The following is a 23,951-nucleotide window of genomic DNA, read 5'->3' as shown; positions in this document are numbered from 1 at the left end:
TGGGTATGCATCACTATAAGCGCCGCCGCGCAAATTAGGCTATAGCCAATCCGGCCACGGCCTTATTCGGCGGGCAACCGCCATGCCTGGACATAATCGCCCTGTTTCGTCCCGATCGAGCCATGCCCGCCCGCGACCTGCACGATCATCTGCCGGCCCTGACTGTCCAGATAGGTCATCGGCGTGGCCTGACCACCTGCGGGCAGGTCCGTCTGCCACAGCTCTTCGCCGCTGGTCAGATCATAGGCGCGCAGAACATCGTCGGTCGCAGCGGCCATGAACGCCACCCCGCCTCCGGTGATGATCGGCCCGCCGATGCCCGGCATGCCCAAGGGCAGCGGCAGCGGAACTGGCGTCATGTCGCGGGTCGTGCCGTTCTTGTGCTTCCACGCGATCTTGCCCGTGCGCAGATCGGCCCCCGCCACGAATCCCCATGGCGGCGCCTGGCAGGGAATGCCCAGCGGCGACAGGAACGGGCCCATCTCGACCGCATAGGGGGCGCCTTCGTTGGAATTCACGCCCTGTTCGCCGACATTGGTTTCGACATCGCCCAGTTCCTCTTGCGGGATCAGCTTCGAGGTGAAGGCCAGCTGCAATGGCATCCCGAACATCACCTGACGGCGTGGATCGACCGCGATGCCGCCCCAGTTGAACACCCCGAAATTCCCCGGATAGACGATCGAGCCCTGCAGGGATGGCGGCGTATAGCGGCCATCATAGCGAAGCTGGCGGAAGGCGATCCGGCACATCATCTGGTCGATTGCCGTGGCACCCCACATCCGTTCCTCGGTCAGCGGCTCGGGATTGAAGCTCAGCGCCGATACCGGCTGCGTGGGCGAGGCGAAATCCTCGGGGATGGTGTCGGTCGAGACGCTGACCTCGGACACCGGCAGGATCGCCTCGCCCGTCTCGCGGTTCAGCACATAGACATCGCCCTGCTTGGTCGGTTGCACCAGCGCGGGCACACGCCCCTGAGGCAGATCAAGGTCGATCAGCGTCGGCTGTGCCGGGGTGTCCATGTCCCACAGATCGTGATGTACGAATTGGTGCACCCAGCGGACCTGACCCGTTTCCAGATCCAGCGCGGTGACCGAGGTGGCATAGGTTTCCTCGGCCTCGCTGCGATACATGCCCAGCTGGTCGGGCGTGCGGTTCCCCATCGGCAGATAGACCATGCCCAGCGTGGGATCCGCGCTCAGCGGGGCCCAGCTGTTGGGCGAAGAGGTCGCATAGACCTGATCGGGATCATTCACGTCAAAGGGCGCGGTTTCGGTTGGATTGCCCGAATCCCAGTTCCACAGCAGCCGACCGTCGCGCGTGTCATAGGCGCGCACGACACCCGAGGGTTCATCGACATTGTAATTGTCATTCACCGCACCCGCGATCACCAGCGTGTTGCCGACGATCACCGGCGGAGAGGTCGAATAGTAATAGCCGTCCTGCTTGTAGGGCATGTTATGCATCAGGTTCAGCGCGCCGTTATCGGCAAAGTCCTGACACAGCGCGCCCGTTTCAGGGTCAAGGGCCAGAAGATGCGCGTCCGAGGTCGGCATGAAAATCCGCGTTTCGCAACTGCCGGTCGTGCCTGTGACGTTGCTGAGCGCCGGACGGGCCGGATGCTGCACCCGCGCATCGGGAATGGCGGCCGGGGTTTCGGCGACTGCCCTGCTGTCATCGCCGGGCCAGTAGCTGACACCACGGCAGGTCTGATGCTGACGGTTGGCATCGGGCTGGATATTGGCCTTGTAGACCCATTTTTCCGCCCCGCTATCCGCATCCAGCGCAATCGCCCAGTTATGCGGCGTACACAGATACAGCGTATTGCCGATCTTGATCGGGGTCGCCTGATAGGTGAACTCACCCGAATCGCCGGGCTGTTTCAGATCGCCGGTCTGATAGCTCCAGGCGGCCTCCAGCCGGGTGACGTTTTCCGGCGTGATCTGATCTATCGGAGAGAAGCGCTGACCGTATTGCGTGCGGCCATAGGCGATCCAGTCCTCATCCCCGGCCACCGGACCCATATCGGGATCGGCATTCGCAATTTCGGTCGGCAGATCGCCCGTGATCGCATATTTATCCTGCGTCAGCGCGCCAAGCGTGCCCAGCCCGATCACAGCCGTCACAAGAAACAGCGGCAGCCAGGCGCGTTCGAAACGCGGTTCCCGAACGCCATAGGGCAGCAGCAAAAGCAGCCCCAGAATCAGGAACATCCCCATCCGGGACGCCAGCGGCCACCAGTCATAGCCCACCTCGGACCATGACCACACGGCCAGCCCGATCAGCAGCAGGGCATAAAGCCAGCGTGCGGCGATGCTGCGATTCAGGATCAGGATGGCCGTCACCACCATGACGACGCCAAAGACGATGAAATACGGGCTGCCGCCCAGCATGGCCAGGCGCACCCCGCCCACGGCCAGCACGGCCCCGATCACCGCAAAAAGAAGCGAAAGCAGAATTCGCATGTCGTTTTCCTTTCGACAAGCTCTGGCGGCAAAGGCGCGGTCCAAGCGCGAAAAACGCCCGGAACTTCAACATGAAAACAAGGACTCAGGACAGCATCCCGACGCCGCGCCACCTTTTGAAATGTTGCAGAAAACAGGTTCCGCGCAATTTCGGGGAACGGCAACCCCGATTCTGGAAATTGCGTTCTAACATTGCGCAATCCTGCCCCGGACAGGCCGGGGCAGGATGATTGCGCGCTCAGGAATAGGTCAGTTCAACCTGCCAGGGCTGCAGATCCCCCGCCGCCGCATCGGACAGATTGGCCCGCAGATGCACGCTTTTCCCCTCTGCTTCGCGCGTGAAGGACAGCACGGGGCCATCCGCCCGCATATCGAATTGCCGACCATGTTTCAGCGCCGCATGGCGGTCGCGCAGGGCGATGGCCTTGCGATAATGGTGCAGGACCGAATTCTCATCCTCTTCCTGCGAGGCCGGGGTGCGCAGCAGATGCTCATGCGGGACGGGCAGCCAGGGCTTTGCGGTCGAAAAGCCGCCATTCACGCCCAGATCCCAGACCATCGGCGTGCGGCACCCGTCGCGGCCCTTGAATTCCGGCCAGAATTCGATGCCATAGGGGTCCTGCAGATCCTCGAACTGCAATTCCGCCTCGGGCAGGCCCAACTCTTCGCCCTGATACAGACAGACCGAGCCGCGCAGGCACATCATCACCGTGCAATAGGCCTTGATCGCCTCATCCGAGAGGTTCCAGCGCGAGGCATGGCGGACGACATCATGGTTCGACATCGCCCAGCAGGGCCAGGAATTCGGCGCCACCCGGTCCAGATCGGCAAACACATCGACCACGCGCTGCGCTTTCAGATCGTCGCCCGACAGGAAGTCGAAGACATAGGACATCTGCAACCGCTTGCTGTCGCCACCTTCGGGCGCGCCGGTATATTCCTCCAGCAATTCCAGCGCCCGTTCGCTATCGCCGATCTCCCCGACCGAGGCCGCGCCATAGGGCGCCAGCAGCGCGTTGAACCGTTCCAGAAAGGCCAGATTCTCGGGCTGCGATTTGTCGAAACGGTGGCTTTGGTGGTTATAGGGGTTCACCGCGGGCGCGGTATCGGATTTGCGCTGCTCGGGCGGCAGCGGCGGGTTGTCGCGCAATTGCTTGTCATGGACATAGAAATTCACCGTATCCAGACGGAAGCCGTCCACGCCCTTTTCCAGCCAGAACCGGGCCACATCCAGGATCGCCTCTTGTACATCGGGATTGTGGAAATTCAGATCCGGCTGAGAGGCCAGGAAGTTGTGCAGGTAATATTGTTCGCGCCGCGCATCCCATTGCCAGGCGCTGCCGCCAAAGATCGACAGCCAGTTATTGGGCACGGTTCCATCGGGCTTGGGATCCGCCCAGACATACCAATCCGCCTTGTCATTGTCGCGGCTGGCCCGGCTTTCGGCAAACCAGGGATGCTGGTCCGAACTGTGTGACAGCACCAGATCGATTACCACTTTCAGCCCCAGCTCATGCGCGCGGGCCACCAGACGGTCGAAATCGTCCATCGCGCCGAACAGCGGGTCGATGCCGCGATAGTCGCTGACATCGTAACCGAAATCCTTCATCGGAGAGGTGAAGAAAGGCGATATCCAGATCGCATCCACCCCCAGCGAGGCGACATAGGGCAACCGCTGCGTAATCCCGGCCAGATCGCCGATCCCGTCGCCTGTCGTATCCTGAAAACTGCGCGGATAGATCTGATAGATCACGCCGCCCTTCCACCAATTCGTCGCCGTCTGGGTCAATGCAGTCACCTTTCATCGCGGGGTGAGGTCAATCCTGCGCCCCATATGCGTGCACAAGGCGAAACACAACAATGCTTGAACTGTTAGCGGTAAAATTTCTGCCGCGGTTCTTTGCCCTTCATGGCAAGGTGCTTCTGCGTCAATGCCCCTCTGGACACGGGGATCGGGGCTTGTGTGCGGACCCGTGCCGGACTTACCATGACCTGCCCGCCCGATGGCGGAGCAGACTGAGGAGACTTCGCATGGCTTGGACCAAACCGATTCTGAAAGAGATCGCCTGCGGCATGGAGATCAACATGTATGCCCCGGCCGAGGATGAGCCCGTCTTGTTCTGATCCCCTGCCCTGATCCATGCGGATCGGACAGGAGGTCTTCAGCCCCGCCCGAACGCTCGGGCGGGGCTGATCATTGCGGCAAAGGGGCATTGCGATGCAGATCATTCTTCTTGGCGCAGGCGCGGGTGGCGGTCTGCCGCAATGGAATTGCGGCTGCGCCAATTGCGATGCCGCGCGGGCCGGGCGAATCGCGCCGATGACCCAAAGCTCGGTCGCGGTCAGCGCGGATGGCCGGGACTGGGCAATCCTGAACGCCTCGCCCGATATCCGCGCGCAACTGGCCGCGACGCCGGAACTGCACCCGACCGGGCTGCGACAGATGCCGCTGCGTTCGGTCCTGTTGACCAATGGCGATATCGACCATGTGGCCGGGCTGCTGACCCTGCGCGAAAGCCAGCCCTTTGACCTGTTTGCCACCGCCACCATTCATCAGGCACTGGCCGATAACCCGATCTTCGGCGCGCTGCGCCGCGATCTGGTGCCGCGTCGCGCGATCCGGCTGGACCACCCCTTTGCGCTGGTCGGCGGTCTGACGGCGACGCTGTTCGCCGTGCCGGGCAAGGTGCCGCTGTATCAGGAAGGCGAGATGGTCGAGACCGGGCTGATCGGCGAAAACACCGTGGGCGTGGAACTGACCGCCAACGGGCGCCGCGCGCTTTATATTCCCGGCTGCGCGGATCTGCCCGACTGGCTGCGCGATCGGATCGAGGGCGCCGATCTGCTGATGTTCGACGGCACCTTGTGGCAGGATGATGAGATGATCCGGGCGGGCCTTGGCCAGAAAACCGGGCGCCGCATGGGCCATATGCCGGTCACCCAGACCATGCCCGCCCTTGCCGGAACCACCATTACCCGCCGCCTGTTGGTGCATCTGAACAACTCCAATCCGCTGACCGATCCGGGCAGCGCGGAAACCGCCCTTGCCACGGCCCAAGGCTGGCAGGTCGGCCGCGACGGAACAAGGATCACGCTATGACCGAACCCGCGCAATCGCGCGCCGATTTCGAAGCCCGGCTGCGGGCCATCGGCGCCGAACGCTATCACGACCGCCACCCCTTTCACGTGCGTCTGCATGGCGGGCACTGCACCCCGGATGAGGTCCGGGCCTGGGTCATCAACCGCTGGCAATACCAATCCCGGATCCCGATGAAGGATGCGGCCTTTCTGTCGCGCGTCACAGATCCCGACCTGCGCCGCATCTGGCGCAAGCGGATCGAGGATCACGATGGCGGCCGGGATGAGGGTGGCGGCCTGCGCCGATGGCTGGCTTTGGCCCGCGCGGTCGGCCTGAACCCCGATTACGTCGCCAGTAGCGTGGGCGTCATGCCCGCGACCCGCTTTGCCGTCGATGCCTATCTGCGCTTCGTCCGCGACATGCCCCTGCTGGATGCCGTGGCGGCCAGCCTGACCGAGCTTTTCGCCCCCAAAATCCACGCCCAGCGGATCGAGGGGCTGCTGGCCCATTACGATTTCGCCGATGACAGCAGCCTGTCCTATTTCCGCACCCGCCTGACCGAGGCGCCCGAGGATGTGGCCTTCGGGCTGGATTACGTGCTGACCCATGCCGATACGCGGGAAAAGCAGGATGCGGCGGCGGCGGCGCTGATCTTCAAGACGGATGTGCTTTGGGCGCAGCTTGATGCGCTGTGGCATGGCTATGTCGATGGCCATATCCCGCCCGGCGCCTGGCGGCCGGGTGAGGGGATGGCGTTATGGACCCACTGATCGCACCGGGCGATATTCCCTATCTGCCGCGCGGCGTGCGGCTGGCCGAAGACAGGGTCAGGGGCATGCCCGTGCTTCTGGCGCCAGAGCGGGCCTTGCAATTGGATCCCATCGGCCACGCCATTCTGGTGGAGCTGGACGGGCAGCGCAGCCTGCAGCAGATCGCCACAGATCTGGCCAAACGCTATGAGGCGCCGCAGGCCGAGGTCATGACCGATATGAGCGACTTTCTGACCGGGCTGATCCAGCGGCGCATGGTCTTTGTCCGGCCCACCCCATGACCGACCACCTAAAAGATATCGATGGCAACCCCGTCACCCCCAACCTGCCCATCGCCCTGCTGGCCGAGATCACACATCGCTGCCCGCTGGCCTGCCCCTATTGCTCGAACCCCATTGAGCTGACCCGCGCGGCGCAGGAAATGCCGCCCGAGGATTGGGCCCGCGCCTTTCGTCAGGCCGCCGATCTGGGCGTGCTGCAGGTCCATATCTCTGGCGGAGAGCCGGGCGCCCGCCGCGATCTGGCACAGATTGTCGCCAGCGCGCGGGACGCCGGGCTTTATGTGAACCTGATCACCTCGGGCATCGGCATCACGCAGGCGCGCCTGCAGGAACTGGACCGCGCCGGGGTCGATCACGTGCAACTGTCGCTGCAGGGCATCCGCCCCGACATGGCCGACCGCATCAGCGGGCATCCCGGATCATGGGACAAGAAGATGCAATTCGCCCGCTGGTTGAATGAGATCGGCTTTCCGCTGACCGTCAACGCGGTCGTCCATCGTCAGAACATGGACCGCCTGCCCGACATGATCGCTTTGGCCGAAACGCTGGACGCGCGGCGGATCGAGGTCGCGACGGTGCAGTTTCACGGCTGGGCCAATCTGAACCGCGCCGCGCTGATGCCAAGCCGCGAACAGGCCGCCACCGCGCGGCGGATCGTCGACGCGGCACGCCTACACCTGCGCGGGCGGATGGTCATCGATTACGTGCCCGCAGATCACCACGCCGCCTATCCCAAGGCCTGCATGGGGGGCTGGGGCACGCTTGGGCTGAACATCGCGCCAGATGGCACGGTCCTGCCCTGCCATGCCGCGCAGACCATCCCCGGCCTGCGTTTCGACAATATCCGCGACCGTCCGCTGCGCGATATCTGGGTACAGTCGCAGGCCTTCAATGCCTTTCGCGGCACCGACTGGATGCCCGAGCCCTGCCAGTCCTGCGACCGCAAGACCGTCGATTTCGGCGGCTGCCGCTGTCAGGCCATGGCGCTGGCAGGCGATGCCCGCGCCACTGATCCGGTCTGTTCGAAATCACCGCTGCATGCAGATCTGGCCGCGAAGGCGCAGGCCGACGCACTGAGCACGCCGGGCGATTTTACCTATCGTCGGATGCAGCGCGGCGGCTGAGACGATGCGCGTCCGGCAGGCAACCCAAGGGCCTGCGACGTTCACACCGGCTGCGCCGGGGGAAGAGGCCCTGCCCCCGCAGCCTCAGCTTAGCGCCAGCCCGATCGCCAGACCAATCCCGGCAAAGGCGGCGGCGATCAGCCAGCTGGGCACCATCGGTTTTGGAACGACCAGCTTCAGCTGCGCTTCCTCGGGGTGGGCGCGGTCCCACAGTGCCTGTTCGACCATCTGCGGCAGCAATGGGCCAAAGCGCCCGACGGTTTGCGCCGTCTTTGCCAGATCGCGGGCCAAAGCCTGCGGACCGATATTCGATCTGATGTAATCCGACACCACCGGCTTGGCCGCGTCCCAGATGTTCAGTTGCGGATCGACGGATCGCGCCACGCCTTCGACCACCACCATGGTCCGCTGCAGCAGGATCAGCTGGGTCTGGGTGCGCATGCCGAAACGCTCGGTCACCTCGAACAGATAGGCCAGCAGATTGGCCATCGAGATGCGGCTGGCATCGGCGCCGAAAATCGGCTCTCCGACGGCGCGCAGCGCGCGGGCAAAGGCTGCCTCATCCCGATCGCGGGGAACATAGCCTGCCTCGAAATGCACGCGGGCCACGCGGCGATAATCGCGCTGGATGAAGCCGAACAGGATCTCGGCATAGACGCGGCGGGTATATTCGTCGATCTCGCCCATGATGCCGAAATCATAGGCGATGATATCGCCATTGCTGGCCACCTTCAGATTGCCGTGATGCATGTCGGCATGGAAAAAGCCGTCCCGCAATGCGTGCTGCAGGAAAAGCTGGATCACGCGGGTGGCGATCTGGCTGACATCATGGCCCGCAGCGGCCAATTCGGCGGGATCGCCCATGGGCAGCCCCTCGGCCCAATCCGCGGTCATCACGCGACGGGAAGAGACCGACCAATGCGGACGCGGCACGCGAAAACCGTCATCATCCTTGGTATTTTCCGCGAATTCCGAAGCCGAGGCCGATTCCAGCCGCATATCCTGTTCGCCCGTCACCACGGATTCGAAATGGCTGACCACATCGCGCGGGCGCAGGCGGCGGGTCGAGGGTGACAGGAATTCGATCAGCCGGGCGGCGAAGTGGAAGGCGTCGATATCGCGGCGGAAGGCGGCACCGATGCCGGGGCGAACGACCTTGACCGCGACCTCTTGCCCGCTGTCGCGCAGACGCGCGCGGTGAACCTGCGCGATCGAGGCGGCGGCGACCGGGTCCGAGAATTCGACGAACATCTCATCGACGGGCCGGCCCAGATCGCCTTCGACGATCTCCATCGCGACATCGGTGGGAAAGGGCGGCAAACGGTCCTGCAACATGCGCAGCTGATCGGCCATTTCAGGCCCGACTACATCGGCACGTGTCGAGAGGATCTGGCCGAACTTGATATAGGCCGGACCAAGCGCGGTGATCGCGCGGGTGATCGGCGGCAGGTTCGGATCGCCCTTATAGCCCAGCCAGCGGAACGGCCAGCCCATGATCCGGGCTGCGGCACGCAGGCGCGGCGGCGCCTCCATCGCGTCCAGCACGGCGCCCATGGCACCCGTGCGTTCGAAGGTGGCGCCCGTGCGGATCAGGCGCAGGATATTGTGCGGACCGCGCATTTACAGCTTCCACCCCGAATGCAGCGCGGCAATGCCCATGGACAGGTTGCGCCATTGCACGCGGCCAAAGCCCTCCTCGCGGATCATGGCGGCGAAACTGTCCTGATCGGGAAATTTGCGGATCGATTCGACCAGATATTGATAGCTGTCGCGATCCCCGGTCACGGCCTGACCCATCGCCGGAATCACATTGAAGCTGTAGCGGTCATAGGCCCATTGCATCGCGGGCACCGGGATCTGGCTGAATTCCAGCACCATCAGGCGGCCGCCCGGACGCAGCACGCGATAGGCTTCGGCCAAAGCATCGCCGATGCGGGTCACGTTGCGGATGCCAAAGCTGATCGTGTAGCGGTCGAAGCTGTTATCGGCAAAGGGCAGCGCCATGGCATCGCCGGTGACCCAGGACAGGCGGTCGGCCCTGGCGGCGGCCTCGCCGCGCTTGCGGCCCTCGACCAGCATGGATTCGGTCATGTCGCAAACCGTCACACGCGCCTGAGGTGCGCGATCCAGAAACCGGAAGGCGATATCGCCAGTGCCGCCCGCGACATCCAGCAGCTCCTGCCCGTTGCGCGGGGCCAGCCAGTCCATCATCGCATTCTTCCAGATCCGGTGAATGCCCGCGCTCATCAGGTCGTTCATCACGTCATAGCGCGAGGCAACGCTGGAAAACACGCCATGGACCATGCCCGCCTTGGCGTCCTCATCCACGGTCTGAAAGCCGAAATGGGTTTTCTTGTTCTGGGTCATCGCGCTTGCCGTTCTTGTCTTTGCGCACCAGATAAGACCGGCGCGTCGCGGGCACAATGACCGGGATGGGCCAGCGGTGCAATGCGACGAAAGGGAATTCAGGTGCCAGAACTGCCAGAGGTCGAAACCGTCCGGCGCGGATTGCAGCCGCATCTTGAAGGTCAGCGCATCGCCCGAGCCGACGCGCGCAGGCCCGATCTGCGCTGGCCGCTGCCGGTCGATCTGGTGCAGGTGCTGACCGGGGCGACCGTGACCGCGCTGCGGCGGCGGTCGAAATATCTGCTGGCCGATCTTGATCGCGGGGGCATATTGCTGATGCATCTGGGCATGTCCGGCCGGATGCTGATCGAGGGTGCCGCCACCGCCGATTATCACCGCGATCCGGCGATCCTGCCGCGGCACGATCACGTCGTGCTGACGACCGAGGCCGGCACAACCATCACCTTCAACGATGCGCGGCGCTTTGGCATGGTCGATCTGATCCGCGAGGGGGCCGAGCACCCGCTGCTGGCCCATCTGGGGCCAGAACCTTTCGATGCGGTTTTCGATACCGCCTATCTGTCAGCCGCCTTCCGCAATCGGCGCAGCCCGGTGAAGCAGGCGCTTCTGGATCAGAAAATCGTCGCGGGGCTGGGCAATATCTATGTCAGCGAGGCGCTTTACCGGGCGCGAATCGATCCCAGACGGGCGGCGGGACGTATTTCTGCAAAGCGTCTTGAATTGTTGATCGCGCAGATCCGCGCCGTGCTGACCGATGCCATCGCGGCAGGCGGGTCATCGTTACGCGATCACCGGCAAGCCACTGGCGAGTTGGGGTATTTCCAGCACAGTTTTCGCGTTTACGACCGCGAGGGTCAGCCCTGCCAGAGCCCGGAATGCGGCGGGACTGTCAGACGGGTGGTGCAGTCCGGGCGTTCAAGCTTCTACTGTCCTGTTTGTCAACGCTAAGTCAGGTGCTTGGAATCCCCCGGCAGGTGCTGATAGGTTCCCGGCGATAACTTATGCCAATAAGGACATAGCTCATGGCTTATGAAACGATCATCGTCGAAAACGAAGATGATGTCGCTCTGATCCGTCTCAACCGACCCGAGGCGCTGAATGCCCTGAACTCGAGCCTGATCTCTGAACTTGCCGAGGCTCTGACCGAAGCCGACAATAACGACAAGGTGCGCTGCATCGTCATCACCGGCAGCGAAAAGGCCTTTGCCGCGGGTGCCGACATCAAGGAGATGGCGGAAAAGTCCTTTGTCGATGTCTATAACGAAGACCTCTTCGGCGCGCAGGTTCAGGTGATCGAGCGTATTCGCAAGCCGATCATTGCGGCGGTCAGCGGCTATGCCTTGGGTGGCGGCTGCGAATTGGCGATGATCTGCGATTTCGTCATCGCGGCTGAAAACGCGAAATTCGGACAGCCCGAAGTCAATCTGGGCGTGGTCGCAGGCATTGGCGGCACGCAGCGGATGACCCGCATCATCGGCAAGTCCAAGGCCATGGACATGCATCTGACCGGCCGCTTCATGGATGCAGCCGAAGCCGAGCGCGCGGGCCTTGTCAGCCGCGTCGTGCCGACCGCCAAGCTGATCCCCGAAGCGCTGGCCGCCGCCCGCAAGATCGCCGAGAAATCCCAGATCACCGTCAAGACGATCAAGGAAGCCGTCAACCGTTCCTACGAGACGACGCTGTCCGAGGGCATCCGCTTTGAACGTCGCGCCTTCCATTCGCTCTTCGGCACCGAGGATCAGAAGGAAGGCATGGCCGCTTTCCTGGAAAAGCGCGAACCGCAATTCCGCGACAAGTAAGCCGGGCGTTGATTCGGGGTTCCCATCCGGCGGAATATCCCCTATAGGCCTTCGCTTACATGCGCGTGGGCCCGCTTAGGCAAGAATCATGACCGTCTTTTCGGAAGACGGTGCCTTGGGTCTTTTGCGCGACAGAAACGCTAAAGACCCGATAGGACCCGAAATATGGCCAATACCCTGCAGTCGAAAAAGCGCGCCCGCCAGACCGAGCGTCGCACCGACATCAACAAAGCCCGCCGCTCGCGCATCCGCACCTTCCTGCGCAAAGTCGAAGAAGCCATCGCCAGCGGCAATGCCGATGCGGCCCGTGATGCGCTGAAAGCCGCCCAGCCCGAACTGATGCGCGGTGTGACCAAAGGCGTCGTTCACAAGAACACCGCAGCCCGCAAGATTTCGCGCCTCTCGGCCCGGGTCAAGGCGCTGTCGGCAGCCTGATTTCGGCCCGCTCGCGGGCGCTGAAATAGATAAAGATCCGGCCTGTTTAGGCGGATTCGCAAGATGGGGTATGAACCTTCCGGTTCATGCCCCATTTCATTTCTTGCGGAATGTTTGTTGGATAATATTGTTACTTTTCAATGCCATCTGGAAAATTTGCTTGTGAGTCAATGGCATCGGAGATTCGATCACGGAAAGCCTGTGTCAAGCGCATAGTTCAGTTGCACGCCTCAAGCGGCTGTTGCTAGGTTCATCCAGCGATTCACGTCGCGACAGGGGGACAGACCTCGCCCAAACAGCGGTAAATAAGCGCTTTCGACGGGTCAGGTCAGGGAATGAAGCAGAAGCGATTCTGGATTCGTCCTTGGGGTCCTTTAAAGGTCGGCTGCCACCGGCTTTTGACGGGCCCTGTCTTAAGTTCGTTCGTTCGGGCAGGATGCCCATTTACGCACCGTATTCTTGGTGCCGGTTTTCGTGTTGCCGAACGCTGCCTGCGTGCCGTGAATTCTTCTTCGCCATCAACTGGCGAGGGCTGGGGACAGGAATATAGGGCAACGAGACTATGGAAGACCTTTGGAGACAGGCATGCGTGAATCTGGAACGGAATGTCGGTCAGAACAATTTCAATCACTGGATCAAGCCTCTGCGTCTCAGCACCCTGGAAGCTGGCATCGCATATTTTGAAAGCCCGACCCGGTTCATCTCGGATTGGGTCAACCGGCACTTCGCAGACAAGATCACGGCCGAACTGAACGGGCTTGGTTACGAGGTTGACCGCCTGCGCTTTGCCGTGGTGCCTGCGCAGGGCGCGGCCCGCGCCGCGCGTTCGGCAGCGGCGGCCCAGGTTTCGGGCCAAACGGGGGCGGCTCAGCCCGTCGCACGTGCCGCCGCCCCGTCCACGACCCGTCTGGCGCCGAAACCGGATCTGGGTGCGCCGCTGGATCCGCGCTTCACCTTCAGCAATTTCGTCGTCGGCAAGCCGAACGAGCTGGCCCATGCCGCCGCCCGCCGCGTGGCAGAAGGCGGTCCCGTAGGCTTCAACCCGCTGTTTCTTTATGGCGGCGTCGGTCTGGGCAAGACCCATCTGATGCATGCCATCGCCCATGACTATCAGACCCGCCACCCGAATTCGCAGGTGCTGTACCTGTCTGCGGAACAGTTCATGTATCGCTTCGTCCAGGCGTTGCGGGAAAGCACGATCATGGATTTCAAGGGTATGTTCCGCAATGTGAACATGCTGATGGTCGATGATGTGCAATTCATCGCCGGCAAGGATAGCACGCAGGAAGAATTCTTCCACACCTTCAATGCGCTGGTCGATCAGGGCAAGCAGATCGTCATTTCCGCCGACCGCGCCCCGGCCGAGATCAAGGGCCTGGAAGAGCGTATCAAATCGCGCCTCTCCTGCGGGCTGATCGTGGATCTGCACCCGACCACCTACGAGTTGCGTCTGGGCATCCTGCAGTCCAAGACCGAATCCTTCCGACGCCAGCAGCCGGATCTGGAAATCGGCGATGGCGTGCTGGAATTCCTTGCCCATCGGATCAGCACCAATGTCCGCGTTCTGGAGGGCGCGCTGCAGCGTCTGTTCGCCCATGCCAGCCTGTTGCGCCGTGAGATCACGCTGGAGGTCGCGCAGGACTGTCTGGCCGATATCCTGCGCACCAATGACCGCAAGATCAGCATCGACGATATCCAGCGCAAGGTGGCCGAGCATTACAATATCCGCCTGTCGGACATGATGGGGCCAAAGCGCGCCCGCAACGTCGCCCGTCCGCGCCAGATCGCCATGTATCTGTCAAAGCAATTGACCAGCCGCAGCCTGCCCGAAATCGGTCGCCGCTTTGGCGGGCGCGACCACACCACGATCATGCATGGCGTCCGCAAGATCGAAGAGCTTGTGGCCGATGATCACGCCCTTGCCGAGGATGTCACCATGCTTAAACGGCTGCTGGAAGCCTGACGCCCCTGCCGCGCATGAAAACCTTGTGACCGTCCTTCGGGGCGGTTACAAACTACGCCGGTACATGGGGGCCGAACCGGCCATAGGGACAGGGACAAGCGATGAAATTCTCGATCGAACGCGCCGTTCTGGTGAAAGCCGTTGCTCAGGCGCAATCCGTTGTCGAACGCCGCAACACCATCCCGATTCTGGCCAATGTTCTGATCGAAGCGACGCCCGAGGGCGTCAGCTTCCGCGCCACCGATCTGGATACCGAGGTCGTGGACAAGGCCGCAGCCCAGGTCGAACGGCCCGGCGCTACCACCGTCAGCGCCGTGATGCTGAATGAAATCGCCCGCAAGCTGCCCGACGGGGCTTTGGTCAATATCACCAGCGACGATGCCGCAGGTCGCCTGTCGGTTCAGGCGGGCCGGTCGAATTTCAGCCTGGCCACCCTGCCCCGCGAGGATTTCCCGGTCATGGCCAGCACCGAATATGGTGCCAATTTCAGCGCCAAGGCCAGCGTGTTGCGCCGCTTGTTCGACAAGTCGAAATTCGCCATCTCGACCGAAGAGACACGGTATTACCTCAATGGCGTCTATATGCATGTCGCCCAAAGCGAGGACGGCCCGGTGCTGCGCTGCGTCGCCACTGACGGGCACCGGCTGGCCCGGATCGACGCGCCGCTTCCCCAGGGCGCCGATGAGATGCCGGGCGTGATCGTTCCGCGCAAGACCGTGGCCGAATTGCGCAAGCTGCTGGACGAGGATGATGCGGATATCGCCGTCTCGGTCAGCGAAACCAAGGTGCGTTTTGCAACGCCGACCATCACCCTGACCTCGAAGGTGATCGACGGGACCTTCCCCGATTACTCGCGCGTCATCCCCGCCAATAATGCCCGCAAGCTGGAAGTCGATGCCAGCGATTTCGCCCGCGCCGTGGACCGCGTCGCCACGGTCAGCAGCGAACGGTCGCGCGCGGTCAAGCTGGCACTGGATGCGGACCGGCTGATCCTGTCGGTCAATGCACCCGATGCCGGTGCTGCGGATGAGGAACTGATCGTCGCCTATGCCGATGACCCGCTGGAAATCGGCTTCAATGCCAAATATCTGCAGGAAATCGCCAGTCAGGTGGATCGCGACAATGCGGTCTTCATGTTCAACGGCTCGGGCGATGCGGCGCTGATCCGCGAAGGCAGCGACCAGACGGCGGTCTATGTCGTCATGCCGATGCGCGTGTGACATTAGACCACCTGTCGCTGGCCCAGTTCAGATCCTGGCCCCGGCTGGATCTGACGCTGGATCGCCGCCCGGTGGCCATTTTCGGCCCGAACGGGTCCGGCAAGACGAATATCCTTGAAGCACTGTCCATGCTGGCCCCCGGCCGTGGCCTGCGTGGTGCCGCCGCGCCCGATCAGGCGCGACAGGGGCGTGACGCGGGCTGGCGCATTCAGGCGCAGATCGGGTCGCGACCCATCCAGATCACCGCGCCGCCGGGACAGCCGCGCAGTGTGGCCATCGACGACAAACCCGTGCCGCAGACCGCGCTGGCGCGCCTGCTGCGCGTGGTCTGGCTGGTGCCCGCGATGGACCGGCTGTGGATGGATTCGCCCGAAACACGCCGCCGTTTTCTGGACCGCATGACGCTGAGCCTGTTTCCCGATCACGCCGATCTGGCGCTTGGCTATGACAAGGCGATGCGGGAACGCAACCGCCTGCTGAAGGACCAGATCAGCGATCCCGGCTGGTATCGCGCGCTGGAAAGCCAGATGGGCGAAAGCGGCGCGGCGCTGACCCGCAACCGGCTGGCCGCGCTTGACGCGATCATGGCCGCGCAGGAGGGCGGCGATTTCCCCGCCGCCATGCTGACCCTGCTGCCGGGCGAGGGCTTTGCCGACGATCCCGATCCCGACAGCATTTCCGCACGGCTGTCGCAGATGCGGCCACGCGATCTGGCCGCCGGGCGCAGCCTGTCTGGTCCCCATCGCGCGGATCTTGGCGCCTGTTGGGGGCCGCAGAACATGCCGGCCGCGCTGTCCTCGACCGGCGAACAAAAGGCGCTGCTCTTGTCGATGATCCTGGCCAATGCGCGCGCGCTGTCCGATCAGCCGGTTCTGCTGCTGCTGGATGAAGTTGCCGCGCATCTGGACGCGGATCGGCGCGCGGCGCTTTATGATCGCATTGCCGCCCTGCCCGCGCAGTCCTTTCTGACCGGCACCGGCCCTGAATTGTTCGACAGTTTCGGCGCGCGCGCGCGGCAATTCTCCGTCACCAAGGCCGAGGGCATCTCGGTCGCAGAGGGGGTCACATGACGCTGGATGCCAATTCCCTGTGGCTTTATGCGGGCGCGATGGTGGCGATCTGGCTGACGCCCGGCCCGGTCTGGGTGGCGATCATGGCACGGGCGCTGGCCTCGGGCTTTCGCGGGGTCTGGCCGCTGGCAGTGGGCGTGGCCATCGGCGATGTGCTGTGGCCGCTGATCGCGATCTTCGGGCTGGCGGTGGTGGTCAGCCAAAGCGCGGAATTGCTGGTCTGGCTGCGCTGGATCGCGGCCATCGTCTTTGTCGGCATGGGAATTGCGCTGCTGCGACAGGCGAAAAAACCGGTCGAGCGTGACGCAAGGCTGACACAGCGCGGCCGTTGGGCCGGGTTTTCGGCGGGCCTTCTGGCCATCGCGGGCAACCCCAAGGCGGCGCTGTTCTATGTCACCGTGCTGCCCGGCTTTTTCGATGTGCGGCAGTTGACCGGCTGGGATGTGGCGGTGATTGCGGCCATGTCGGGGCTGATCCCCTTTGGCCTGAACCTGATCATGGGCGGCGCCGTCGCCGCGGCCCGCGCGAAACTTGCCACGCCGACCGGGCTGCGACGGATGAACCTGCTGTCAGGCGGCTTGCTGATCCTGGTTGGCTGCGTGATCGGCCTTGGTCAGCTTCTGGCCACCTAAAGCAGCCACTCGATCGGCAGCACATTCAGCACATAGACCATGATCCGGTCCCAGGTGCCCAGTCCGGGTTCGCGATCCACCATGCTGATCGATCCATCAGCGTCGACCACCTGCCAGACCATATCCTTGCCATCCAGCTTTGGCTGATAGCTGCGCCGTGCCAGATCCTGCAGGGTGCCGCGCCCCGATTGCGCCAGCGCGGGGCTGTCGATCAGGAAACCCATTTCGCAATTCAGCCGGGCCGAGCGCGGATCGAAGTTGAACGAGCCGATAAAGACCCGCCGGTCGTCGATGCTGAAAGTCTTGGCGTGAAGCGAGGCGCCGTTGGACCCGATCGGGCCAAGCTCATCGCGGCCCTGCGGCTGGCCATCGACCTGACGCAGCTCCAGCAGGGTCACCCCGGCCTCCAGCAATTCCCGGCGGTATTTGATATAGCCCGCATGCACCGTCGGCACATCCGTCGCCTCCCAGGAATTGGTCAGGATCTCGACCCGGTGGCCCTTGCGGGCCAGATCGGCGAAATAGGCCGTGCCCTGCTTGCCCGGCACGAAATAGGCCGAAATCAGGTCAACATTCTGCGTCACCTCACCCAGAATGCTGCCAAGCTGCGAGATCATCAGATCCTGACGCCTCGCACCGCCGGTGCCCTTGATCGGATCATCGGCCACGACCTGAACATCCGTCCATTCCAGCCGCGCCCCGGCATCGCGCATCCATTCCGTGGGGCTTTGCGCATCGGCGGCAAGGGTCTCGGCATCCGGCTCGGCCTTTGCTTTCGCCAGCTTTTCGTCAAACAGCGCCATATCGCCGGGGCCCTTGATGACCTGTTCCAGCGCGATCACCGGCTGGCTGTTCCAATAGCTGTCAAAGATCCGGCTGGTATCGCTGACGACCTTGCCCACGCCCAGCACGTCAAGATCCAGATAGGCGGGCACATCGCCAAGCGCGAAATACTCATCACCGATATTGCGCCCGCCCACGATGGCCGCCGCGCTGTCGGCGATAAAGGCCTTGTTATGCATCCGGCGATTGATCCGGATCGGGGTCAGCGCATAGCCCGCCATTTTCGGGCTGCGAATGGTCGAGGGGTTGAACAGCCGCACGCTGAAATTCGGCAGCTGGTTCATCGCCGCAAGGATCGGGTCCAGCCCGCCAATGCCGTTGTCATCCAGCAGCAGCCGCACCCGCACGCCGCGATTGGCGGCATCGCGCAGCGCCTCCAGCAGCAGCAGGCCGGACAGGTCATCGTGCCAGATATAATACATCACATCGAGAGAGCTTTGCGCCCCCTGAGCCAGATAGACCCGGCTGGTAAAGGCCGGGACCGGTTCGCCCAGCGGCATCACACCGGATTTCCCGGGATGAGCGGCCTGCGCCTGCGCCGCTCCGACGCCCAGCGGCGTGTCGGGGTCAAAGGGAATGGCCAGTTCCGGCGCGCGGCCTTCGGTCGAGGGCACCGGAAAGATCATCCGTCCCGCGACCCAGCAGACGCCCAGAATGACGACGATGCCCAGAAACCACTGCAAGAACTTCATCCGGAACTCCGATTTTCGCCCATTGTGACAAGCTTTTCCGGCGGCGGCCAGCGCATTGCCCCCAAAGCGCCGTAAACGGCGGAAAAACCCCGTAAAAGCCGTGACTTTACCTGCCTGAACACCTATATCGGAGGGGCAAGAACAGGAAGTCTGATCAATGTCCGATACCAGCACGCAGCCCGCCGAATATGGCGCCGATTCCATCAAGGTTCTCAAAGGGCTAGAGGCTGTTCGCAAACGCCCCGGCATGTATATCGGCGACACCGATGACGGGTCGGGCCTGCACCACATGGTCTATGAGGTGGTCGATAACGGCATTGATGAGGCGCTGGCCGGTCACGCGGATTACGTGCAGGTCAAAATCCACGCCGATAACAGCGTCAGCGTGCGCGACAATGGCCGCGGCATTCCGGTGGACATGCACCCGACCGAAGGCGTCAGCGCGGCCGAGGTGATCATGACCCAGCTTCATGCCGGCGGGAAGTTCGATCAGAACAGCTACAAGGTGTCGGGCGGTCTGCATGGCGTCGGCGTTTCGGTCGTCAACGCGCTGTCGGACTGGCTGGAACTGCGCATCTGGCGCAATGGCAAGGAATATGTCGCCCGCTTCGAACATGGCGAAACGGTCGAGCATCTGCGCGTGGTCGGCGATGCGCCCGATCAAAGCGGGACCGAGGTGCGCTTTCTGGCCTCGAACAAGCTGACCAACCCCAATGGCACGTTCAGCAATCTGGATTACGTCTACAAGACGCTGGAAAACCGCCTGCGCGAACTGGCCTTTCTGAACAGCGGCGTCCGCATCCTGCTGGAGGATGAGCGCCCGGCGGAACCGTTGAAAACCGAACTGTTCTATGAAGGCGGCGTCCGCGAATTCGTGAAATTCCTGGACCGCTCGAAAACCTCTGTCATGCCCGAGCCGATCTTCATGACCGGCGAAAAGAACGGCATCGGGGTCGAGGTGGCGATGTGGTGGAATGACAGCTACCACGAAACCGTGCTGCCCTTTACCAACAACATCCCGCAGCGCGATGGCGGCACCCATCTGGCAGGGTTCCGAGGCGCGCTGACCCGGGTGATTCAGAAATACGCCCAGGACAGCGGCATCGCCAAACGCGAAAAGGTCGATTTCACCGGCGACGACGCCCGCGAGGGGCTGACCTGCGTTTTGTCGGTCAAGGTGCCCGATCCGAAATTCTCCAGCCAGACCAAGGACAAGCTGGTCAGTTCCGAGGTTCGTCCCGCCGTTGAAGGTCTGGTCAGCGAAAAGCTGGCCGAGTGGTTCGAGGAAAACCCGAACGAGGCCAAGGCGATTGTCGGCAAGATCATCGAAGCCGCCCTTGCCCGCGAAGCTGCCCGCAAGGCGCGCGAACTGACGCGGCGCAAGACGGCGATGGATGTGGCCTCATTGCCCGGAAAGCTGGCGGATTGTCAGGAAAAGGATCCGGCCCTTGCGGAATTGTTCATCGTCGAGGGGGACTCGGCCGGTGGATCCGCCAAACAGGGACGTTCTCGCCAGAATCAGGCCGTGCTGCCTTTGCGCGGGAAAATCCTGAACGTGGAACGTGCCCGGTTCGACCGGATGCTCTCCTCGGATCAGATCGGCACGCTGATCACCGCGCTTGGCACCGGGATCGGGCGCGATGAATTCGACCTGAAAAAGCTGCGCTACCACAAGATCGTCATCATGACCGATGCCGATGTGGACGGCGCGCATATCCGCACCTTGCTGCTGACCTTCTTCTTCCGCCAGATGCCGGAACTGATCGAGCATGGCCATCTCTATATCGCGCAGCCACCGCTTTATAAGGTGGGCCGCGGCCGGTCCGAGGTCTATCTGAAGAACGAAGCGGCGCTGGAAGACTACCTGATCCAGCAAGGCGTCGATGGCGCGGCGCTGCGGCTTGGTTCGGGTGAGCATATCACCGGCAATGACCTGATGCGCGTGGTCGAAGAGGCGCGCACCGTGCGCCGCATCCTGCGCGCCTATCCGACGCATTACACGCCCCATATCACCGAGCAGGCCGCGATTGCGGGGGCGCTGGTGCCGGGCCGTATCGACGATGATCCGCAAGGTGTCGCCGATGCCGTGGCGCAGCGTCTGGACATGATCGCCGAGGAATATGAGCGCGGCTGGCAGGGCCGACCGACGCAGGATGCCGGCATCCGTCTGACCCGCACCCTGCGGGGTGTCGAGGAAAACCGCAATCTGGACGGGCAGATGCTGCGCAGCGGCGAAAGCCGTCGCCTGGCCGAAATGACGCAGGCGCTGCAGGATATCTACAGCCAGCCCGCCTATCTGGTGCGCAAGGATCGCGACGTGCCGATCTATGGCCCGCTGGGCCTGCTGCAGGCGATCTTCCTGGAAGGCGAAAAGGGTCTGTCGCTGCAGCGCTACAAGGGTCTGGGCGAGATGAACCCCGAACAGCTGTGGGAAACGACGCTGGACCCGGCTGCCCGCACCATGCTGCAGGTTCGCATCGAGGATCTGACCGAGGCCGAGGATCTGTTCACCAAGCTGATGGGCGACGTGGTCGAACCGCGCCGCGAATTTATTCAGCAAAACGCGCTCAGCGTCGAAAATCTGGATATATGATCGGCTGATGTTTCGGCCATCTGTCTGAAGTCGCCATGATACGGCCTGCGCCTGACCCGCGCAGGCCGTTCGCACATGCGGGCATCGCCGGATGCGACATATGGTCCCGGCGGCCTTTGAAATCCTTTAGCGCAGATGGCCGCCTCTATGCTAATATCCGGCCCATGATCCGCGCAGAAGAATTGGTTGTCGGCCAACAGTCCAAACGCAATCGCATCATGTCAGGGGCCTCCTTCGCCGCCGTCAGATCAGATGGCGAGGAGAGCCGGAAAGATGTATTACTCCCAATATTTCGGGTCTGCATGGGGCTGATCGGATAGCAGACAGACGCGCCCTTATCGGTTGTGATGGACAGCAAAGGAAATTACCCGTGACACGCTTGCTCATATCGCTTTTCTGCCTTGGCCTGATGGCCACCAGCCCCGCCTTATCTCAGGATACGCCCCTTTCGTCGGCGCAATCCGATCCTGAAACGCTTGGCTGGATGCAGGGATTTCCACCGCCCGCCGATCGCATTATCCGCATGACCGATGCCGATGCCTTCACCTTTCCGAAATTGCGCTGGACGATGTGCAATTTCCGCGAGTTGACGCCGACGAAGGCCGTCAGGAATGGCACGGATGGTGCTGACGCGCTGCCGGTTGCATTGGATCCCGGCCTTGATGCAGTCAGCTTCCCCCCGATGGGCAGCGACCGGAAAATGACCTGGGATCAGGCCTTCGATGTAAATTACACGGACGGAATCCTGGTGCTGCATCGCGGTCGGATCGTCTACGAACGCTATGGCGGCTGCATGGATGAAAACAGCCTGCACGGCGTCATGTCGGTGTCGAAATCCCTGACAGGCCTTGTCGCGGAAACGCTGGTCGCCGAAGGCGCGCTGGACGAAACGGCGCTGATGCGCGATGTGATCCCGGAGCTGGATGGCAGCGGCTTTGGCGATGCGACCGTCCGGCAGGTGCTGGAGATGACGACCGCGCTGGATTATTCCGAGGATTACGCCGATCCGAATTCGGATGTCTGGACCTATTCGCGGGCCAGCAGTCCGCTGCCAGCGCCCGAAGGCTATGACGGTCCGCGCAGCTATTTCGGCTATCTGCAGACGGTCAGGAAATCCGGCGCGCATGGCGAGGCCTTCGCCTATCGCACCATCAATGCCGATGCGGTCGGCTGGCTGATTGCGCGGGTCAGCGGACTGGATGTGGCAGATTGGGTGTCGCAGAATATCTGGTCCCATATCGGAGCGGAGAGAGAGGCGTTCTTTACCGTCGATTCCATTGGTACGCCCTTTGCGGGGGGCGGCTTCAATGTCACGCTGCGCGATCTGGCCCGGCTGGGTCAGCTGGTGCTGGATCGCGGCAATTGGCAGGGGCAACAGATCCTTCCGGCGCAGGCCATTGACCGCATTCGGCAGGGCGGCGATCCGCAGGCCTTCGCCCGCGCCGGATATGACACCCTGCCGGGGTGGAGCTATCGTGGCATGTGGTGGGTCAGCAATGACGATCACGGTGCCTTTGCCGCGCGCGGCGTTCACGGGCAAACGATCTGGATCGACCCTGCAGCGCAGATGGTGATCGCACGGGTCGCCTCGAACCCGGTGGCGGCAAATGCGGCGAATGACCCGACATCGCTGCCCGCCTACCGCGCGGTGGCGGATTACCTGATGGCGAAAGATGGCTTTGCGCAGCTGCAGGATCTGGAATGGCGGATCGAGGATATCGATGGGCGCGGCGTCATCGACTACTCTCCGGCCCGGCTGACATTCGGTGCCGATGGCAAGCTGTCGGGCAATGCCAGCTGCAACCGCCTGATGGGCAGCTATCAGGTCGATGGCGACAGCCTGACGCTGCAGCAGCTTGGCACCACACGGAAGGCCTGCCCCGAGGCGCTGATGGCCCAGGAACGCCTGCTTCTGGACCTGCTGGGCCAGATCACAGGATGGCGCCTGTCGCCGGATGGCGGGCTGATCCTTTATACCAATGATAACCGGCAGATCCTGGCCCGACAGGGGTAATCTGCGGAACGGCGATCAGGGGCCGCCGGGTCTGGCAGCCCCTACAGGTACGGCGGGATCAGTTGCCCAGATAGGTCGAATAGCCGAACGGGCTGACCAGTACGGGCACATGATGATGCCGCCCGCTGTCCTGAACGGCGAAGACCACCGAAATCTCGGGGAAGAAGGCGGGCTTTTCGAACCCGTCATAGGCCGTCATGTCAAAGCTGAGACGGTAGGTCGCGACCTCGGCCTCGATGCCGAATGCCTCGACGCGCCCATTTTCCTCGGTCGTTGCGGTGGCGATCTCGCTCCATTCGCCGTCGCGATTGATCTCCAGGGTGACCGGCACACCGCCGCCGCCCTGACCCGTCGCGGTGTTCAGAACATGTGTCGAGATATCCTCGGCCCATAGCGGCGAGGCGACAAAGATCACTGCGGCGGTAGCAAGAAGCGCTTTATAAATCATGAACTCACTTTCATTCCTTGAATGGCGGGCCAACGAGGAAAGGCTGGTTTTCGTTTCTTCACGACAGGGTGAAGGCAGTCGGGCTATCCGCCTGTCCAGCAATCGCTTGGCCGGATTTACTGCCCGCAAGCCCGTCTTCGGCGCAATCAGGCGATCATT

Annotated in this window: 21 protein-coding genes; 15 read left to right on the top strand and 6 right to left on the bottom strand. The window is 62.8% G+C overall.

Going from position 1 to position 23,951, the window contains the following annotated elements; genetic code table 11:
• Positions 1-62: 62 nt before the first annotated feature.
• Positions 63-2,462, bottom strand: a complete 2,400-nt coding sequence (locus JHX87_RS12560; protein WP_271884036.1) for a membrane-bound PQQ-dependent dehydrogenase, glucose/quinate/shikimate family — start codon at positions 2,460-2,462, stop codon at positions 63-65.
• Here JHX87_RS12560 and JHX87_RS12555 point away from each other — a divergent pair.
• Positions 2,461-2,652, top strand: coding sequence for a hypothetical protein (locus tag JHX87_RS12555; RefSeq protein WP_271884035.1), 192 nt, complete (start codon positions 2,461-2,463; stop codon positions 2,650-2,652). The two genes, JHX87_RS12560 and JHX87_RS12555, sit on opposite strands and share 2 nt — an antisense overlap.
• 48 nt (positions 2,653-2,700) lie before the next feature.
• Here the strand turns inward: JHX87_RS12555 and JHX87_RS12550 are convergent, their stop codons facing one another.
• On the bottom strand, positions 2,701-4,251 hold the full coding sequence (locus tag JHX87_RS12550) for an alpha-amylase family glycosyl hydrolase (protein ID WP_271884034.1): 1,551 nt from the start codon (positions 4,249-4,251) through the stop codon (positions 2,701-2,703).
• A 242-nt stretch (positions 4,252-4,493) separates the two neighbouring features.
• Between JHX87_RS12550 and pqqA the strand changes: the two genes are divergently transcribed.
• The 5 genes from pqqA to pqqE all read left to right on the top strand — a co-directional run bounded on the left by pqqA (position 4,494) and on the right by pqqE (position 7,716).
• A complete protein-coding gene (gene pqqA, locus JHX87_RS12545; RefSeq protein WP_043131127.1) occupies positions 4,494-4,586 on the top strand; it encodes a pyrroloquinoline quinone precursor peptide PqqA in 93 nt (30 codons plus the stop codon).
• Positions 4,587-4,680: 94 nt separating this feature from the next.
• Complete coding sequence (gene pqqB / locus JHX87_RS12540) at positions 4,681-5,562, top strand: pyrroloquinoline quinone biosynthesis protein PqqB (protein WP_271884033.1); 882 nt, start codon at positions 4,681-4,683, stop codon at positions 5,560-5,562.
• Positions 5,559-6,311: a pyrroloquinoline-quinone synthase PqqC gene (gene pqqC / locus JHX87_RS12535; RefSeq protein ID WP_271884032.1), complete on the top strand. Its 753-nt coding sequence runs from the start codon at positions 5,559-5,561 to the stop codon at positions 6,309-6,311. Before pqqB ends, pqqC begins: the two co-directional genes overlap by 4 nt.
• Positions 6,299-6,592 (top strand): pyrroloquinoline quinone biosynthesis peptide chaperone PqqD, encoded by a 294-nt coding sequence (gene pqqD / locus JHX87_RS12530; protein WP_271884031.1) that lies wholly within the window; start codon positions 6,299-6,301, stop codon positions 6,590-6,592. The genes pqqC and pqqD overlap by 13 nt, the downstream gene beginning before the upstream one ends.
• Positions 6,589-7,716 carry a pyrroloquinoline quinone biosynthesis protein PqqE gene (pqqE, locus tag JHX87_RS12525; protein WP_271884030.1) on the top strand — a complete coding sequence of 376 codons (1,128 nt, stop codon included), beginning with the start codon at positions 6,589-6,591 and terminating at the stop codon, positions 7,714-7,716. The genes pqqD and pqqE overlap by 4 nt, the downstream gene beginning before the upstream one ends.
• 84 nt (positions 7,717-7,800) lie before the next feature.
• On the opposite strand, the gene ubiB is transcribed toward pqqE, so the two are convergent.
• The gene (ubiB, locus tag JHX87_RS12520; RefSeq protein WP_271884029.1) at positions 7,801-9,336 is read right to left on the bottom strand and encodes a 2-polyprenylphenol 6-hydroxylase; all 1,536 of its coding nucleotides are present in this window, start codon (positions 9,334-9,336) and stop codon (positions 7,801-7,803) included.
• Positions 9,337-10,083 (bottom strand): bifunctional demethylmenaquinone methyltransferase/2-methoxy-6-polyprenyl-1,4-benzoquinol methylase UbiE, encoded by a 747-nt coding sequence (gene ubiE, locus JHX87_RS12515; RefSeq protein ID WP_271884028.1) that lies wholly within the window; start codon positions 10,081-10,083, stop codon positions 9,337-9,339.
• A 102-nt stretch (positions 10,084-10,185) separates the two neighbouring features.
• On the opposite strand from ubiE, the gene mutM reads away from it, so the two are divergent.
• From mutM to JHX87_RS12480, 7 genes are all read left to right on the top strand, one after another.
• Entirely contained in the window at positions 10,186-11,031 is an 846-nt protein-coding gene (gene mutM, locus JHX87_RS12510; RefSeq protein ID WP_271884027.1) for a bifunctional DNA-formamidopyrimidine glycosylase/DNA-(apurinic or apyrimidinic site) lyase, read from the top strand.
• 74 nt (positions 11,032-11,105) lie between these two features.
• Positions 11,106-11,882, top strand: coding sequence for an enoyl-CoA hydratase (locus tag JHX87_RS12505; RefSeq protein WP_271884026.1), 777 nt, complete (start codon positions 11,106-11,108; stop codon positions 11,880-11,882).
• 165 nt (positions 11,883-12,047) lie between these two features.
• A complete protein-coding gene (rpsT, locus tag JHX87_RS12500) occupies positions 12,048-12,317 on the top strand; it encodes a 30S ribosomal protein S20 (RefSeq protein ID WP_271884025.1) in 270 nt (89 codons plus the stop codon).
• Positions 12,318-12,879: 562 nt separating this feature from the next.
• A complete protein-coding gene (gene dnaA / locus JHX87_RS12495) occupies positions 12,880-14,280 on the top strand; it encodes a chromosomal replication initiator protein DnaA (protein WP_271884024.1) in 1,401 nt (466 codons plus the stop codon).
• A gap of 101 nt (positions 14,281-14,381) precedes the next feature.
• Entirely contained in the window at positions 14,382-15,500 is a 1,119-nt protein-coding gene (gene dnaN, locus JHX87_RS12490) for a DNA polymerase III subunit beta (protein WP_271884023.1), read from the top strand.
• The gene (gene recF, locus JHX87_RS12485; protein WP_271884022.1) at positions 15,497-16,570 is read left to right on the top strand and encodes a DNA replication/repair protein RecF; all 1,074 of its coding nucleotides are present in this window, start codon (positions 15,497-15,499) and stop codon (positions 16,568-16,570) included. Before dnaN ends, recF begins: the two co-directional genes overlap by 4 nt.
• On the top strand, positions 16,567-17,202 hold the full coding sequence (locus tag JHX87_RS12480; protein ID WP_271884021.1) for a LysE family translocator: 636 nt from the start codon (positions 16,567-16,569) through the stop codon (positions 17,200-17,202). Before recF ends, JHX87_RS12480 begins: the two co-directional genes overlap by 4 nt.
• Here the strand turns inward: JHX87_RS12480 and JHX87_RS12475 are convergent.
• Complete coding sequence (locus tag JHX87_RS12475; RefSeq protein WP_271884020.1) at positions 17,199-18,737, bottom strand: phospholipase D family protein; 1,539 nt, start codon at positions 18,735-18,737, stop codon at positions 17,199-17,201. The genes JHX87_RS12480 and JHX87_RS12475 overlap by 4 nt on opposite strands.
• 157 nt (positions 18,738-18,894) lie before the next feature.
• Between JHX87_RS12475 and gyrB the strand changes: the two genes are divergently transcribed.
• Positions 18,895-21,330 (top strand): DNA topoisomerase (ATP-hydrolyzing) subunit B, encoded by a 2,436-nt coding sequence (gene gyrB, locus JHX87_RS12470; RefSeq protein WP_271884019.1) that lies wholly within the window; start codon positions 18,895-18,897, stop codon positions 21,328-21,330.
• 370 nt (positions 21,331-21,700) lie between these two features.
• On the top strand, positions 21,701-23,344 hold the full coding sequence (locus JHX87_RS12465; RefSeq protein WP_271884018.1) for a serine hydrolase: 1,644 nt from the start codon (positions 21,701-21,703) through the stop codon (positions 23,342-23,344).
• A gap of 58 nt (positions 23,345-23,402) precedes the next feature.
• Here the strand turns inward: JHX87_RS12465 and uraH are convergent, their stop codons facing one another.
• Positions 23,403-23,792: a hydroxyisourate hydrolase gene (gene uraH, locus JHX87_RS12460; protein WP_271884017.1), complete on the bottom strand. Its 390-nt coding sequence runs from the start codon at positions 23,790-23,792 to the stop codon at positions 23,403-23,405.
• Between the last annotated feature and the right edge of the window lie 159 nt (positions 23,793-23,951).

Source organism: Paracoccus fistulariae (genome assembly GCF_028553785.1).
Classification (GTDB): Bacteria; Pseudomonadota; Alphaproteobacteria; order Rhodobacterales; family Rhodobacteraceae; genus Paracoccus; species Paracoccus fistulariae.
This window is presented reverse-complemented; position numbering and strand designations above follow the sequence as displayed.

Bases quoted from the DNA above. Each gene is read 5' to 3' on its own strand.
- JHX87_RS12505 (WP_271884026.1), top strand. From the start codon at position 11,106: ATGGCTTATGAAACGATCATCGTCGAAAACGAAGATGATGTCGCTCTG.
- gyrB (WP_271884019.1), top strand. From the start codon at position 18,895: ATGTCCGATACCAGCACGCAGCCCGCCGAATATGGCGCCGATTCCATC.
- JHX87_RS12560 (WP_271884036.1), bottom strand. From the start codon at position 2,462: ATGCGAATTCTGCTTTCGCTTCTTTTTGCGGTGATCGGGGCCGTGCTG.
- JHX87_RS12480 (WP_271884021.1), top strand. From the start codon at position 16,567: ATGACGCTGGATGCCAATTCCCTGTGGCTTTATGCGGGCGCGATGGTG.
- rpsT (WP_271884025.1), top strand. From the start codon at position 12,048: ATGGCCAATACCCTGCAGTCGAAAAAGCGCGCCCGCCAGACCGAGCGT.
- pqqB (WP_271884033.1), top strand. From the start codon at position 4,681: ATGCAGATCATTCTTCTTGGCGCAGGCGCGGGTGGCGGTCTGCCGCAA.
- pqqA (WP_043131127.1), top strand. From the start codon at position 4,494: ATGGCTTGGACCAAACCGATTCTGAAAGAGATCGCCTGCGGCATGGAG.
- JHX87_RS12475 (WP_271884020.1), bottom strand. From the start codon at position 18,737: ATGAAGTTCTTGCAGTGGTTTCTGGGCATCGTCGTCATTCTGGGCGTC.
- ubiB (WP_271884029.1), bottom strand. From the start codon at position 9,336: ATGCGCGGTCCGCACAATATCCTGCGCCTGATCCGCACGGGCGCCACC.
- pqqE (WP_271884030.1), top strand. From the start codon at position 6,589: ATGACCGACCACCTAAAAGATATCGATGGCAACCCCGTCACCCCCAAC.
- ubiE (WP_271884028.1), bottom strand. From the start codon at position 10,083: ATGACCCAGAACAAGAAAACCCATTTCGGCTTTCAGACCGTGGATGAG.
- dnaA (WP_271884024.1), top strand. From the start codon at position 12,880: ATGGAAGACCTTTGGAGACAGGCATGCGTGAATCTGGAACGGAATGTC.
- pqqD (WP_271884031.1), top strand. From the start codon at position 6,299: ATGGACCCACTGATCGCACCGGGCGATATTCCCTATCTGCCGCGCGGC.
- JHX87_RS12555 (WP_271884035.1), top strand. From the start codon at position 2,461: ATGTCGTTTTCCTTTCGACAAGCTCTGGCGGCAAAGGCGCGGTCCAAG.
- pqqC (WP_271884032.1), top strand. From the start codon at position 5,559: ATGACCGAACCCGCGCAATCGCGCGCCGATTTCGAAGCCCGGCTGCGG.
- uraH (WP_271884017.1), bottom strand. From the start codon at position 23,792: ATGATTTATAAAGCGCTTCTTGCTACCGCCGCAGTGATCTTTGTCGCC.
- dnaN (WP_271884023.1), top strand. From the start codon at position 14,382: ATGAAATTCTCGATCGAACGCGCCGTTCTGGTGAAAGCCGTTGCTCAG.